This window comes from Streptomyces sp. NPDC091376, assembly GCF_044757085.1.
GTDB lineage: Bacteria > Actinomycetota > Actinomycetes > Streptomycetales > Streptomycetaceae > Streptomyces > Streptomyces pratisoli.
Map to the genome: position 1 here is coordinate 264,415 of NZ_JBIVUF010000011.1, position 13,165 is coordinate 277,579.

At 72.1% G+C, this 13,165-nt stretch carries 13 protein-coding genes; 7 read left to right on the plus strand and 6 right to left on the minus strand.

The window, feature by feature from the left end; translation table 11 throughout:
• The first annotated feature begins 2 nt into the window (after window positions 1-2).
• The 3 genes from ACIQMR_RS24420 (at window position 3) to ACIQMR_RS24430 (ending at window position 2,286) form a co-directional block, all read left to right on the plus strand.
• Window positions 3-374, plus strand: a complete 372-nt coding sequence (locus ACIQMR_RS24420) for an iron chaperone (RefSeq protein ID WP_401390942.1) — start codon at window positions 3-5, stop codon at window positions 372-374.
• 179 nt (window positions 375-553) lie between these two features.
• Window positions 554-1,756, plus strand: coding sequence for an acyl-CoA dehydrogenase family protein (locus ACIQMR_RS24425; RefSeq protein WP_401390945.1), 1,203 nt, complete (start codon window positions 554-556; stop codon window positions 1,754-1,756).
• Window positions 1,756-2,286 (plus strand): nitroreductase/quinone reductase family protein, encoded by a 531-nt coding sequence (locus tag ACIQMR_RS24430; protein ID WP_401390948.1) that lies wholly within the window; start codon window positions 1,756-1,758, stop codon window positions 2,284-2,286. The genes ACIQMR_RS24425 and ACIQMR_RS24430 overlap by 1 nt, the downstream gene beginning before the upstream one ends.
• 159 nt (window positions 2,287-2,445) lie before the next feature.
• Here the strand turns inward: ACIQMR_RS24430 and ACIQMR_RS24435 are convergent, their stop codons facing one another.
• Window positions 2,446-3,093: a TetR family transcriptional regulator gene (locus tag ACIQMR_RS24435; protein ID WP_266379154.1), complete on the minus strand. Its 648-nt coding sequence runs from the start codon at window positions 3,091-3,093 to the stop codon at window positions 2,446-2,448.
• A gap of 277 nt (window positions 3,094-3,370) precedes the next feature.
• On the opposite strand from ACIQMR_RS24435, the gene ACIQMR_RS24440 reads away from it, so the two are divergent.
• Window positions 3,371-4,216: a VOC family protein gene (locus ACIQMR_RS24440; RefSeq protein ID WP_401390952.1), complete on the plus strand. Its 846-nt coding sequence runs from the start codon at window positions 3,371-3,373 to the stop codon at window positions 4,214-4,216.
• A 127-nt stretch (window positions 4,217-4,343) separates the two neighbouring features.
• The gene (locus ACIQMR_RS24445; protein WP_401390954.1) at window positions 4,344-6,752 is read left to right on the plus strand and encodes a PQQ-binding-like beta-propeller repeat protein; all 2,409 of its coding nucleotides are present in this window, start codon (window positions 4,344-4,346) and stop codon (window positions 6,750-6,752) included.
• Window positions 6,753-6,848: 96 nt separating this feature from the next.
• Here the strand turns inward: ACIQMR_RS24445 and ACIQMR_RS24450 are convergent, their stop codons facing one another.
• Window positions 6,849-7,550: a hypothetical protein gene (locus tag ACIQMR_RS24450; RefSeq protein WP_401390956.1), complete on the minus strand. Its 702-nt coding sequence runs from the start codon at window positions 7,548-7,550 to the stop codon at window positions 6,849-6,851.
• Window positions 7,551-7,799: 249 nt separating this feature from the next.
• On the opposite strand from ACIQMR_RS24450, the gene ACIQMR_RS24455 reads away from it, so the two are divergent.
• On the plus strand, window positions 7,800-8,645 hold the full coding sequence (locus ACIQMR_RS24455) for a hypothetical protein (RefSeq protein WP_401390959.1): 846 nt from the start codon (window positions 7,800-7,802) through the stop codon (window positions 8,643-8,645).
• Window positions 8,646-8,655: 10 nt separating this feature from the next.
• Here ACIQMR_RS24455 and ACIQMR_RS24460 read toward each other — a convergent pair whose 3' ends face one another.
• The 3 genes from ACIQMR_RS24460 to ACIQMR_RS24470 are packed head-to-tail and all read right to left on the minus strand — an operon-like array spanning window position 8,656 to window position 11,038.
• Entirely contained in the window at window positions 8,656-9,435 is a 780-nt protein-coding gene (locus tag ACIQMR_RS24460; RefSeq protein WP_401390962.1) for an enoyl-CoA hydratase/isomerase family protein, read from the minus strand.
• Entirely contained in the window at window positions 9,435-9,881 is a 447-nt protein-coding gene (locus tag ACIQMR_RS24465; protein ID WP_401390964.1) for a Zn-ribbon domain-containing OB-fold protein, read from the minus strand. Before ACIQMR_RS24465 ends, ACIQMR_RS24460 begins: the two co-directional genes overlap by 1 nt.
• Before the next feature lie 8 nt (window positions 9,882-9,889).
• A complete protein-coding gene (locus ACIQMR_RS24470) occupies window positions 9,890-11,038 on the minus strand; it encodes a lipid-transfer protein (RefSeq protein ID WP_401390967.1) in 1,149 nt (382 codons plus the stop codon).
• A gap of 59 nt (window positions 11,039-11,097) precedes the next feature.
• On the opposite strand from ACIQMR_RS24470, the gene ACIQMR_RS24475 reads away from it, so the two are divergent.
• Window positions 11,098-12,669: a FadD3 family acyl-CoA ligase gene (locus ACIQMR_RS24475; RefSeq protein ID WP_401390970.1), complete on the plus strand. Its 1,572-nt coding sequence runs from the start codon at window positions 11,098-11,100 to the stop codon at window positions 12,667-12,669.
• 77 nt (window positions 12,670-12,746) lie between these two features.
• Here ACIQMR_RS24475 and ACIQMR_RS24480 read toward each other — a convergent pair whose 3' ends face one another.
• Window positions 12,747-12,968 (minus strand): hypothetical protein, encoded by a 222-nt coding sequence (locus ACIQMR_RS24480; protein WP_401390973.1) that lies wholly within the window; start codon window positions 12,966-12,968, stop codon window positions 12,747-12,749.
• Between the last annotated feature and the right edge of the window lie 197 nt (window positions 12,969-13,165).

The window sequence follows — 13,165 nt, forward strand, 5'->3', positions numbered from 1 at the left end:
GCATGGCCCAATCCCATGCCGAAGACGTCGACGGCTACCTCGCGGAGGTGGCCGATCCGGACCGGCTGACCGCGCTCGTACGCATCCGTGAACTGTGCCGGACCGAACTCGGCGGCCACGAGGAGCTCATGGCGTACGGCATGCCCGCGTACCGCCGCCCCGGCGGTGAGCCCGAGATCGCCTTCGCCAACCAGAAGCAGTACATCTCCTTCTATCTGATGCGTCCGGACGTCCGGGAGGGCTTCGAGGAGCGGCTCGCCGACCAGGACATGGGCAAGGGCTGCCTGCGCTTCCGCCGTACCGAGCGGATCGACTTCGATCTCGTACGGGACCTGCTGAAGGCGGTCGCCGCGGGACCGGGCGAGGTCTGCTGACGATCCGGGCTCCGGTTCCGGCACCTCCGGGTCCCGGCTCCGGTTCCGGCACCTCCGGTTCCCGCACCTCCCGTGCCCGTTCCGGTTCCGGCACCTCTGCTTCCCGTGCGCCCGGCTCTGGGCTTCTGGGGGCTCCGTCCCTATCATGACGCCCCGTCAGACGCCGAGGGGAGCCGCCGATGGACGCCGCCTTCACGACGGAGCAGTCCGAGATCCGCCGCACGCTGCACACGGCCCTCTCCCGAGGTGTGCCGCCGGGGCCACCCGGCCCGGACGGCCACGCGACAGGACCCGGCTACGACGCCGGGCTGTGGGCGCGGCTCGCCGAAGGGCTCGGGCTGCCGGGGCTCGCGCTCGACGAGGCGTACGGAGGCGTCGGCTGCGGCACCGTGGAGCTGGCCCTCGCCTGTGAGGAGGTGGGGCGGGCCCTCGTACCGCTGCCGCTGTTCGCGACGGCCGGGCTCGCGGCGCCGCTGATCACGGCGCTCGGGAGCGAGAGGCAGCGCGCCACGCTGCTGCCGGCGGTCGCCCGCGGGGCGCTCACCGCGACGCTCGCCGTCCCCGGTGGCGGCCTCGCCACCGCGCTCGCCCTCACCGGGGACAACGCGGACGGCGCCTGGGCCGGCGGCGGGCGGGCCGGCGGCGTCCAGGCCAGGCCCGACGGGGAGGGCGGCTGGCTGCTGTACGGGGAGGCCGCACAGGTCCTGGACGGGCACAGTGCCGGGCTGCTGCTCGTCGCCGCGCACGCCGGAGGCTTCGCACGCGGCCGCACCCTGCTTTTTCTCGTCCGCGCCGACACCGCGCGGGGGCTGCGCCGCACCCGCTGGACCGCACTCGACGAGACCCGGCCGCAGGCCCGCGTCGAACTCCGCGACGCCCGGGCCGAGTTGCTCGGCGATGATCCGCACGCGGACGTCGCCGCGGCGCTCGCCGCGACCGGACGCACCGCGGCCGCGCTGCTCGCGGCGGAGGCCGCCGGGGCGGCGGAGGCCGCCCTGGACCGCACGGTCGCCTACGTCAAGGAACGCGAGCAGTTCGGCCGGGCCATCGGCTCCTTCCAGGCGGTCAAGCACCGGCTCGCCGACCTGTACGTACGCGTCCAGTCGGCCAGGTCCGCCGCCTACTACGCCGCCTGGGACCCGGGCGCCGGCGGGCTCGCCCTCGCCCAGTGCCTCGAGGCGCTCCGGATCCTCACCGGCGAGGCGATCCAGTTGCACGGCGGCATCGGCTTCACCTGGGAGCACGAGGCGCATCTCTACTTCAAACGGGCCGCCTCCGACGAGCTGCTCTTCGGGCCGGTCCACCGGCTGAGGGCTCGCGCCGCCGAGACGGCGGGGCTGTTCGTCCCCACGGCGGGAACCCGAAAGGCGGTCGGTGTCTGATGCGACCCGGGTTCCGCATGGTCCAGAAGGTGTCCTCGACCCGTACCTTCGCGAAGATCGCCCCGCACGTCATCCCGGCCATGGACCGGGCCGTGCACCGGCTCACCCGTGGAAAAGTGCTGCTCAGCGCCCAGATGCTGCCCGGCGTCATACTCACCGCACGAGGTGCGAGCTCCGGCCTGCCGCGTCGCACACCGCTCGCCTGCATGCCGGAGGAGGCCGACGGCACCTGGATCCTGGTCGGCTCCAACTTCGGCCGCCCGGGCCACCCGGCGTGGACCGGCAACCTGCTGAAGCACCCCGAGGCGGAGGTCAGCTGGAAGGGCGAGGACATCCCCGTCCGGGCGGACCTGCTGACGGGAGAGGAACGCGCGGCGGTGTGGCGGACCCTGCTGACGTTCTGGCCGCCGTACGCGACGTACCAGGCGAGGGTGGAGCGGGAGATACGGGTCTTCCGCCTGACCCGGCGCCGGCGGCCGGGGGCCGGCCCGGCGGGCGGCGGAGCCGGAGGACGTACGCGTACCGGCTGATCCGTACGAGTACCGGCTGATCCGTACGCGTACCGACTGATCCGTACGCGTACCGGCTGATCCGGGGGAGCGGCCGGGAACGCGGTCGGCGGCTGGGCGCAACGGGCGTGCCTGTGACAGGACTTGGCGCGTGCGCGCCCGTCATCGCCTACCGCGCCGCTACTTCGTCGGCTTCTTGCCCGTGATGCCCAGATGCACCAGGAGCGCCAGATTCGGCTTCAGTTCGGCCTGCTTGACGCCCCAGGTCTGGAAGCCCTTCTGGTGCGACGCCACCGACGCCAGCATCGCGACCAGCGAGCCCGCCATCGCGGCCGGGCTCACGTCCTTGTCGACCTTGCCCTTGGACTGCAGGTCCTTCACCGCGTCCGTAAGGGAGTTGGTCACCGAGTTCAGGATCTTCATGCGGATCTTGTAGAACCGCTTGTCGCCCTCGGCCGCGCCGAGGTCCACCACGCGCAGGATCGCGTCGTGCTTGCGCCAGAAGTCGAGGAAGCCCTCGACGAGCTGCTCCGAGGTCTGCCAGCCCGCCTTGCCGACCCAGGAGCGGCCGGACACGAGCTCGGTCAACGCCGCGCCCTCCGTGGCCATTTCCTCCGCGACCTCGAGGACGGCGCCCTCGACGTCCGGGAAGTACTGGTAGAAGGTCGCGGGCGAAGTCCCCGCTTTCCGGGCCACGTCGATGACCTTGACGTCCCGGTACGGCGAGGAGCTGAGCATCTCGCTGAGGCAGTCGAGCAGCTTCTGCCGCGTCGCCTGGCCGCGTCGGCCGGCAACCCGGCCGTCGACGGTGCGTACTTGTCCTGTCATGCCGTCAGCTTACCGAGGGGTGATCGGCGCGCGATTCGGCCGACTGCAAATGGGGTGCGCCCACCGCGCCCCCCGCGTGGGCCAATAGTGTTATCAACAGCCTGTGGATAATTTCGGTGGACAACTCAACGAACGGCCCCCCTCTACGTGCGGCGCATGCCACAGTCGGTTTGACTGTGGCTGACGTCACACTCTGTGTTGAGGAGTCTGCGCCGCGGATCTGCACCGTCCAGAGCCCCGCGCCATGCCGACTCCGCGTCGAGGAAGGGGTCGGACCATGGCCGCATTCACGGAGGGCGCGCCCTGCTGGGTGGACGCCCAGCTGCCCGATCTTGAAGCGGGCAAGCGTTTCTACGGCGAACTGTTCGGCTGGACGTACGGCAAGGAGACCGACGAGGAAGCCGCAGGGAAGCCCGCCGAGCGGTACGGCCACCACGCACACCCCACCCCCGCACTCCTCGACGGGAAACTCGTCGCCGCCCTGGCCCCCAAGAGCGACGGCCGCATGCCCACGACCTGGGGCGTCTACTTCTCCACGGCCGACGCCACCGCCACCGCCACCAAGATCAGGAACGCCGGCGGACAAGTGATCACAGCCCCGACACCCGTCGGCCGCGCCGGCACGACGGTGCTCGCCGCCGACCCCGGCGGCGCCGTCTTCGGGCTCTGGCAGCCGGGCGAGCAGCCCGGATTCGAGCTCCAGGGCAGACCCGGCTCGTTCTGCTGGACCGAGGTCTACACACGGGACAAGGAGGCCGTCGACCGCTTCTACGCGGAGGTCTTCGGCTTCCAGGGCACCCCGCTGCCCGACGACACCGTCGACTACCTGATGTGGTCACCCGCCGGAACCGAGCCCGGGGAGGACACCGCGATCGGCGGACGCAGCGTGATCACCGACGCGTTCCCGGCGGAAATGCCCGGTCATTTCCTCGTCTACTTCTCCGTCGAGGACTGCGACACCACCGTCGAAACCGTGACCCGCCTCGGCGGCCGCGTCACGGCACGCCCCTTCGACATCCCGTACGGCCGCATGGCCGTCCTCACCGACAACCAGGGCGCCGCCTTCGCCGTCCTCGCCGAGCCGGCCACCACTTCCGCGCCCTCCACTACCACCGACACCTGAGCAGCACGTCAAAATAGCCCGGGACACCCCGATACCGCCCCGGGTTCGCAACCCTGCCCTCCGGCAGGAACAATCAGGGTCGACGGGGCCGTACCTACATGGCCCGTACGGGGAGGTGGCAGGCGAAGTGGAGCAGCTGACGCAGCACGACCCGAGGCGGATCGGCCCCTTCGAGGTGCTGGGACGGCTCGGCGCCGGCGGCATGGGGCTGGTCTATCTCGCACGGTCGGCGTCCGGCCGGCGCGTGGCGATCAAGACGGTGCGCACCGAGCTCGCCGAGGACCAGCTGTTCCGCGTCCGCTTCACCCGCGAGGTGGAGGCGGCACGCGCGGTCTCCGGCTTCTACACCGCGGCCGTCGTGGACGCCGACCCGCGCGCGGCCGTGCCGTGGCTCGCCACCGCGTACGTCCCCGCCCCCTCGCTCGAAGAAATAGTGAATGAATGCGGGCCCATGCCCGCCCAGGCCGTCCGCTGGCTGGCCGCCGGCATCGCCGAGGCCCTCCAGTCCATCCACGGCGCCGGACTCGTCCACCGCGACCTGAAGCCGTCGAACGTCCTCGTCGTCGAGGACGGACCGCGCGTGATCGACTTCGGTATCGCCTCCGGCGTCTCCAACACCCGGCTGACCATGACCAACGTCGCCGTCGGCACCCCCGCCTACATGTCGCCCGAGCAAGCCCGCGACTCGCGCAGCGTGACCGGCGCGAGCGACGTCTTCTCACTCGGCTCCACCCTGGTCTTCGCCGCGACCGGACACGCGCCCTTCCACGGCGCCAACCCCGTCGAAACGGTCTTCATGCTGCTCCGCGAAGGCCCCGACCTGGCCGGCCTGCCCGACGAGCTGCGGCCGCTGATCGAGTCCTGCATGCAGATGGACGCCACGCGGCGCCCCACCCCGGAGGACCTGCAGGCACAGCTCGCCCCCCACCTGTTCTCCTCCGGCAGCGACGACAGCGGAACGGCCTCCGCATGGCTCCCCGGCCGGGCCGTCTCACTGATCGAGACACGACGCGGCGGACGCCTGCCGAACGCCGCCGGCGGCCCCGCCGGCGGACGCCGGCCGCACGCACCCGCCACCCCGCCGAAGCCGCAGCACGCCCCCGCCCGCGGCGACCGGGACGGCGCCCACGCCGCACACCGCGACACCGGACAGCACGGCCCCCGGCCCGCCGCCCCCGTGGACCACGGCGCCGGACCCGTGCAACTCCCCGGCACCAAGGTCCCGATCGGCCCCGGCCCCCGCGCCGACGCCCGCAGCGCCGTCGCCGTGGACGCCGGACCCGCCACCGGCTGGATCCGCCCGCCCGGAGGCGAGGCCGCCACCAGCGCCATGACCGCCCCCACCGCGGCCCCGCCCGTCCCCGCGCCCACCACGGCCCCGGACGACGCAGGCCCCGCACGCTGGCGGCCCTGGCGGTTCCGGATGTCCAACGACGTCTGGGGCACCCCCGTCGTGGACGGCGACCTGCTCTACGTCACCTCCTTCGAGGTCCACGCCCTCGATGTGGCCAGCGGCCGCCGCCAGTTCAAGACGCGCGACGTGGCCTGGGCGATGACGGTCACCGGCGGCCGCATCCACGGCTCCGACGGCCCCACCCTCTACGCCCTGGACGCCACCGACGGCACCGAACGGTGGCGACTGCAGACCGACGCCTGGGTGTACTCCCTCAAAGCCGCCCGCGGCACCGTCGTCACCGCCACCCGCGGCGGCGGCATCCAGGGCTGGGAAGCCTCCAACGGCGAGAAACTCTGGGAGGTCAACGGCGCCCAGACCGACTTCGAAACACCCGAGGCCGGGCCCGCGCTGCACGACGACACCGTCTACGCCTGGCGCAACGCCCGGCTCCAGGCCCTCGACGCCCGCACCGGCACGGAACGCTGGTCCTACCCCGTCGGCGACGCGGCCTCCTGCGGCGGCGTACCCGTCCGCGTCACCCACGCCCCTGACGGCTGCACGTACATCGCGGCCGGAACCCGTGTGCTGTGCGTCGACACCATGAACGGCCAGGTGCGCTGGCACTTCGAAGCACCCGCGGTCTTCCTCTCCCCGCCCGCGTACGCCCCCGGGCCCGCCGTGACCGGCGGCGGGATCTACCTCGCCGACTACCTCGGCACGGTGTACGCCCTCGACGCCACGACCGGGAAGGACCGCTGGCGCATCGCCACCGAGTCCCGCCAGTCCGTCGAGCCCGTCCTCGTCGCCGACGGCAGCGTCCACGTCGGCAGCGGCAGCGCGCTCTACACCCTGGACGCGGTCACCGGCACGCCCAAGTGGCGCTTCGCCGCCGGCGGCGAGGTCATCGGCACCCCCGTCGTCGCCGACGGCCGCGTCCACTTCGGCTCCGCCGACCACGTGCTCTACACCCTGGACGCGAACGGCGGCCAGCTCCGCTGGAAGCTCGCCACCGGCGGCGAGATCACCGGCTCCCCGGTCGCGAGAGGCGGCGTCGTCTACGCCTGCTCCAAGGACCGCTGCGTGTACGCACTCGACGCGGCGAAGGGCACGGCGACGGGCCGGGCGGGCGCGGGCCGCTAGGGAGTGCCCGGCGGGCACCGGGCCGCCGGGTGCCGCACCCGGCGGCGCCCCGCATTCCCGCCGCTCCGCCGTTCGAGCGGCGGAACGCTCGCGTAACTAGCGCGGGGGACCGTCCTCACGGAACGGGTCCTGGCCCGGGCCCGCCCCGTACGGATCCGGCCGCGGCCGTCGCGGCGTCGAAGGGCCGGCCGGATCCACCGGATACCCCGACTGCGTCGGCTGTGACGGATACGGCTGCGAGGGATACGGCCGGGTCGGTTGCGGGGGATACGTCGGCAGCGGCTGAGTGTCACCCGGCCCCGGCGCCCACCCGTACGGCTCGCCCGCCGCGGGCGGATACCCAGGCTCGTCCCAGTCCCGCTCCTCCTCGAACCCCTCCACCCTCGGCGAGCGCCCGGCCATCACCAGCGCACCCAGCAGCAGAAGCAGCCCACCACCCAGCGCCGCCGCCACCCCGTCCCCGAGCACGGGGCCTTCCCCACCGACCGTGAGGCTCCCCGCCGCCTGCCCCTGCCGCACCATCCACAGGATCGTGAAGCCGAGGACGACCAGCCCGGCCAGCGCCACCAGCACCCGCGAACGCAGCACGACGCCGATCAGCGTCACCAGCGCCGCGAAGGCGAACGGCAACAGGATCGACGTCGTGATCTCCGTCTGCGCGTCGGTGATGCCGCCGAACAGGTCCTGGATCCGGTAGTCGCCGCCCGCGCGGCCGTCGTACCAGGCACGGAAGGGGCTCCATACGGCGGCCGCCGCTCCGGCGAGAGCCAGGACCGAGCCGATGACATTGCGGACCATCGCCGGCCTCCTCTCCGGACCATGACGCTACGCCCGCGGGTGCGGCTTCGCGACCGTTGAATTGTCGCGCGTACATCAAGATTCGCGAAGGGGGACGGCGACGGACCCTGAAGGCCCCGCCGAACCCGGAGGACCTCGCCGGACGGTGGCGGAGCCCGGTAGGACCCCGCCGGACGGCGGCAGGACCCCGGCGGACCGCACCCCCACAGGCTCGCTTACCGTGGTGGCCGCCGACGGAGGAGATGCACCGTGCCCGCCCGCCCCAGCGTTCTCTACGTGACCGACCTCGCCTACCCGGCCCGAGGACGGCGCTACTGCGACGAGGACATCCTCCTGACCTCCCGCCTCCGCACGGACTTCGACATCGCCCTGTGCCACCCGCTCGACGCCACGGCGCTCATGGACCGCTTCGACGCCGTCGTGGTCCGCAACAGCGGACCCGTACTGCACTACCAGAAGGAGTACGACGCCTTCCGCGCACACGCGACCGCACACGGCACCCGCGTCTACAACCCCCTGACCGGCCGCGGCGACATGGCGGGAAAGCAGTACCTGCTGGACCTCACCGAAGCCGGATACCCGGTCATCCCCACCGTCGACCGGCTCCAGGACCTGGGCCGGCTGCCCGACACCGGCCACACCGGCCTCTACGCCGTCAAGCCCAAGGCCGGTGCCGACTCCATAGGACTGACCTTCCTGCCCCACGACCGGCTCGCCGGCCTCGACTACGGCGACATCCTGGTCCAGCCGCGCATCGACTTCCGCTACGAGGTGTCCTTCTACTACGTCGACGACACCTTCCAGTACGCCCTCCACGCCCCCGACCCCGAGCGACGCTGGGTCCTCCAGCCCTACGAACCCACCGGAGCCGACCTCGACTTCGCCCGGCGCTTCATCGACTGGAACACCCTCGACCACGGCATCCAGCGCGTCGACGCCTGCCGCACCAAGGACGGCGACCTGCTCCTGGTCGAGCTGGAGGACCTCAACCCCTATCTGTCCCTGGACCACGTCGACGACCGGACCCGAGACACCTTCGTCACCTGCATGACGGCCTCCCTCCACCGGTTCCTGGCCGCCGGACCCGGCGCCTGAGAACGGCCACTCACCGCATCCGGAAGCCGCTCCCGCGGGCGGAGAACAGCTCCGCCTGCCGGTCCGGCGGCAGATTGCCGAGCGCGACCAGCTGCGGCGCGTGCGCCAGCGCCTGGGAGCGCACCGCCTCCTTCGCCGCCCAGACCGCACGGACCGTCCCCTGCACCGCCTCCGTCGGATACGCGGCGATGACGGTGGCACACCGCACCGCCGCCGCCACCTCCTCACCGGGCGGGGTCACTTCACTGACCAGCCCGGTCTCGTACGCGCGCCGGGCCGAGACCCGCTCGGCGGTGCCCATCAGCGCCATCCTGGCCACCTCCCCGAACGGCATCCGCATCGCCATGTACACCGACTCGTAGGCGCTGACCATGCCGTACGTGGTGTGCGGATCGAAGAAGACCGCGTCCTCGGCCGCGATCAGGAACTCCGCCTCGCCCAGCAGATAGAACGCGCCGCCGCACGCGAGCCCGCGCACCGCCGCGATCACCGGCTTCCACAGGTCGTTCGCCTTCGGCCCGATCGCGATCAGCGGATCGTCGACCGAGTACGGCGACGCCGGCTGCGGCACCTCCACGGACCGGTCGATGCCGGTGCAGAACGCCTTCTCCCCGGCGCCCGTCACGACCACCGCCCGTACGGTGTCGTCGAAACGGAACTCCCGCCAGGCGGCGGTCAGTTCCGCGGCTGTGGCGAGGTCGATGGCGTTGTGCCTGGCGGGCCGGTCGAGGGTGACGACGGCGACGCCGGTCTCCTTGTCGCGGTCGACGCGGACCCCGGGAGCGCCCATCACCGCTCCAGCAGCCAGCGCGGCACGGTCACACCGCCGCCCTGCTCGGTGAAGGCCACCCTCACCGCCGCCCCGATGCGCAGCCGCGCCGGGTCGACCGAGTTCAGCGCGGCGTCCGGCGCGGCCACGACGTTCCCGACGAGCCGGATGTGCGGAGCGTCCGCGAGTTCGACGACGACCGCGTTGTACGGTGCCTGCTCGGCGTAGGCGGGCAGCAGCGGCGGATGCGGCCGCACATAGGACCAGATCCGGCCGCGGCCGCTCATGCGGCGCCACTCGCTGTCGAAGGACCGGCAGTGCGGGCAGCAGGGCCGCGGCGGGAAGCGCAGCTCGCCGCAGGAGCCGCAGGCCTGGATGCGGAGCTGGCCCTGGGCGGCGTACTCCCAGAAGGGCGCACCGTCCTCATCGATGACGGGTGTCAGATAGCCGATGTCAAAGTCTGTCATCTGTCATCTCAACTCCTCAGAAGCACGGCTGACGTCGGGACTCCCTCGCCCGCCGTGACCAGACAGGTCGCGGCGTCCGGCACCTGCGCGGTGGAGGTGCCGCGCAGCTGCTTCACTCCCTCGGTGATGAGGTTGAAGCCGTGGACGTACGCCTCGCTCAGCCCGCCGCCGCCGGTGTTGATCGGCAGCCGGCCGCCGATCTCCAGTGCGCCGCCCTCCGTGAAGGCGCCGCCCTCGCCGCGCCCGCAGAAGCCGTAGCCCTCCAGGGACAGGGGGACGAGCGGGGTGAACGCGTCGTAGATCTGCGCGACGTCGACGTCCTGCGGCCCGAAGTCGGCCCGCTTCCACAGGTGTCGGGCGGCGGTCCAGGCGGGGCCGGTGAGCGGGTCGTCGTTCCAGTAGTTGACCATGCCGTGGTGCTGGGCGGGCAGGCCCTGCCCGACGGAGTGCACGTACACGGGCCGGTGCCGGCAGTCGCGGGCGCGCTCGGCGCTGACGATGACGCAGGCCAGGGCCCCGTCCGTCTCCAGGCAGTTGTCGAAGAGGCACAGGGGTTCGCTGATCCAGCGTGCGGTCATGTACATCTCGCGGGTCAGCGGACGGTCGTACATGATCGCGGCGGGATTCTGGTTGGCGCGGTTGCGGCAGGCGAGGGCGACGTTGAAGAGGTGGTCGCGGGTGGCGCCGTACTCGTGCATGTAGCGCCGGGCGAGCATGCCGATCTCGTCGGCCGGCCGCAGCAGTCCGAAGGGGCGGGTCCACTGGCCGGGGGTGGGCAGCTGTACGGCGGTGTTCTTCCAGGGCCGCGGCCCTGAGCCGCGTTTGCGTGAGCGCCAGGCGACACCGACGTTCGCCTGGCCGGTCGCGATGGCGGCGGCGAGGTGGGCGACGGTCGCGCAGGAGCCGCCGCCGCCGTAGCCGACCTTGCTGAAGAAGGTGACGTCGCCCGCGCCGATCGCCTTGGCCACCTCCACCTCGTCGGTCTCCTCCATCGTGTACGAGGCGAAACCGTCGACCTCCGCGGGGCTCAGTCCCGCGTCGTCGAGTGCGGCGAGGATGGCACGGCAGGCCAGGGTCTTCTCGGATTCGGGGAGGTGTTTCGCGAAGGGGGTCTGTCCGATCCCGGCTATCGCGGTTGCGTCCTTGAGGCTCGCCATGCGGGCGAGGGTACAGCTAATCTGACGGACAGTCAGCTACTGCGACGGGAGGACGGGCGATGCGCGGCGACCTTGAGTGGGGCTCCATCCCGAGGCTGGTACGGAGCGCCGCGGAACGGTACGGGGAACGTGAGGCCGTCGTCGAGGGCCGCACCCGCGTCTCGTACGCGGAGCTGGGGGAGCGCGTGGAGCGCGCGGCCGCCGCCTGTATCGCGGCGGGCGTCGAGCCCGGTGACCGGGTCGCCGTATGGGCGCCGAACACATTGGAGTGGATCGTCTCCGCGCTCGGGGCGGTGTCCGCGGGCGCGGTGCTCGTCCCGCTGAACACCCGCTTCAAGGGCACGGAGGCGGCGTACGTCCTCGAACGCTCCCGGGCGAAGCTGCTGTTCATCACCGGCACGTTCCTGGGCACGTCGTACGTGGCGTCGCTGCGCCGGGCCGAGGTCGACCTCCCGCATCTGGAACAGGTGGTGGTGCTGGCGGACAGCGCGCCGGAGGACTACCGCACGTGGAAGGACTTCCTGGCGGGCGGCGACGCGGTGCCGACGACGACGGTACGGGCCCGTGCGGACGCGGTGGCCTCCTCGGCTCCCTCGGACATCATCTTCACCTCGGGCACGACGGGCGCGCCGAAGGGCGCGGTGATCACCCACGCGCAGACGCTGCGCTGCTACGCGATCTGGTCCGAACTGGCCGGTCTGCGCGAGGGCGACCGCTATCTGATCGTGAACCCGTTCTTCCACACCTTCGGCTACAAGGCGGGCATCATCGCGTGCCTGATGCGCGGCGCGACGATGGTGCCACAGCCGGTCTTCAACGTGGACACGGTGCTGGCGAACATCGCGTCCGAACGCATCTCGGTCCTGCCGGGTCCGCCGACGCTGCACCAGTCCCTGCTGGACCACCCGGGGCGCGACACCCATGATCTGTCCGCGCTGCGGCTGGTCGTCACCGGCGCCGCGGTGGTGCCGTTGCGCCTGGTCGAACGCCTGCGTGAGGAGTTGCACATCGCCACGGTCCTCACGGCGTACGGCCTCTCGGAGGCGTCCGGCATCGTCACGATGTGCCGCCGCGGCGACGCCCCCGGGACGATCGCCTCGACCTCCGGCCGCGCCATACCCGGCACCGAGGTCCGCGTCCTCGCCGCCGCGGGCGAGCCGGGTGAGGTCCTGGTCCGCGGCCACAACGTCATGCGGGGCTACTTCGAGGACCCGGAGGAGACGGCGAGGGTCCTCGACGCGGAGGGCTGGCTGCGGACGGGCGACGTGGGCGTCCTCGACGACGCGGGCAATCTGCGGATCACCGACCGGATCAAGGACATGTTCATCGTCGGCGGCTTCAACGCGTACCCGGCGGAGATCGAGCAACTCCTCGGGCTGCACCCGGACGTCGCCGACGTCGCGGTGATAGGCGTCCCGGACGGCCGGCTGGGCGAGGTCGGCAGGGCCTACGCGGTCCGCCGCGCGGGATCGACGCTGACGGCGGACGATCTGATCGCCTGGTCGCGGCGGGAGATGGCGAATTACAAGGTGCCGAGGTCGGTGGAGTTCGTGACGGAGCTGCCGAGGAACGCGAGCGGGAAGGTCCTGAAGACGGAACTGCGGACGCGGGCCGAGGCCCGCGCCCGCTGAACGCCCAGTCTGAACGCACAGCGGCCGCGGCGGCTCCCCCTCCGCGCCGCCGCGGCCGCTCCCCGTCGTGTGCGGTCTCAGGGCTTCGGCGGCGCCGGCATGTGGTTGTCCATGGTGGTGATGCCGCCGTCCTTGGGCGGGGCCGGCATGTGGTTGTCCTGCGTGGTGGCGCCGCCGTCCTTGGGCGGGGCCGGCATGTGGTTGTCCTGCGTGGTGGCGCCGCCGTCCTTGGGGGGAGCGGGCATGTGGTTGTCCATGGTGGTGATCTCTTCGTTCTTCTTCTCGTCGCTCACCGTCATCAGCTCCCCTGTGGGTCCCCTGTGAATTGGATCAGTCGGCAACGCCCGTTCGGCGACTCCCCCGTGGGTCGCCGAACGGGCGTATCGGGACCGCTCACCATAGCGGTGACCCGTGACGTCCCGTCTGCCCCCCGATGCGACGGACCGATGGATAGAGAGTGCCTGCCGGGCATAAACAAACACTGAACGACCTGTTG

Excerpts from the sequence above, each read along its gene's own strand:
- ACIQMR_RS24420 (WP_401390942.1), top strand. The coding sequence starts at position 3 with ATGGCCCAATCCCATGCCGAAGACGTCGACGGCTACCTCGCGGAGGTG.
- ACIQMR_RS24425 (WP_401390945.1), top strand. The coding sequence starts at position 554 with ATGGACGCCGCCTTCACGACGGAGCAGTCCGAGATCCGCCGCACGCTG.
- ACIQMR_RS24430 (WP_401390948.1), top strand. The coding sequence starts at position 1,756 with ATGCGACCCGGGTTCCGCATGGTCCAGAAGGTGTCCTCGACCCGTACC.
- ACIQMR_RS24435 (WP_266379154.1), bottom strand. The coding sequence starts at position 3,093 with ATGACAGGACAAGTACGCACCGTCGACGGCCGGGTTGCCGGCCGACGC.
- ACIQMR_RS24440 (WP_401390952.1), top strand. The coding sequence starts at position 3,371 with ATGGCCGCATTCACGGAGGGCGCGCCCTGCTGGGTGGACGCCCAGCTG.
- ACIQMR_RS24450 (WP_401390956.1), bottom strand. The coding sequence starts at position 7,550 with ATGGTCCGCAATGTCATCGGCTCGGTCCTGGCTCTCGCCGGAGCGGCG.
- ACIQMR_RS24460 (WP_401390962.1), bottom strand. The coding sequence starts at position 9,435 with ATGGGCGCTCCCGGGGTCCGCGTCGACCGCGACAAGGAGACCGGCGTC.
- ACIQMR_RS24465 (WP_401390964.1), bottom strand. The coding sequence starts at position 9,881 with ATGACAGACTTTGACATCGGCTATCTGACACCCGTCATCGATGAGGAC.
- ACIQMR_RS24470 (WP_401390967.1), bottom strand. The coding sequence starts at position 11,038 with ATGGCGAGCCTCAAGGACGCAACCGCGATAGCCGGGATCGGACAGACC.
- ACIQMR_RS24475 (WP_401390970.1), top strand. The coding sequence starts at position 11,098 with ATGCGCGGCGACCTTGAGTGGGGCTCCATCCCGAGGCTGGTACGGAGC.
- ACIQMR_RS24480 (WP_401390973.1), bottom strand. The coding sequence starts at position 12,968 with ATGACGGTGAGCGACGAGAAGAAGAACGAAGAGATCACCACCATGGAC.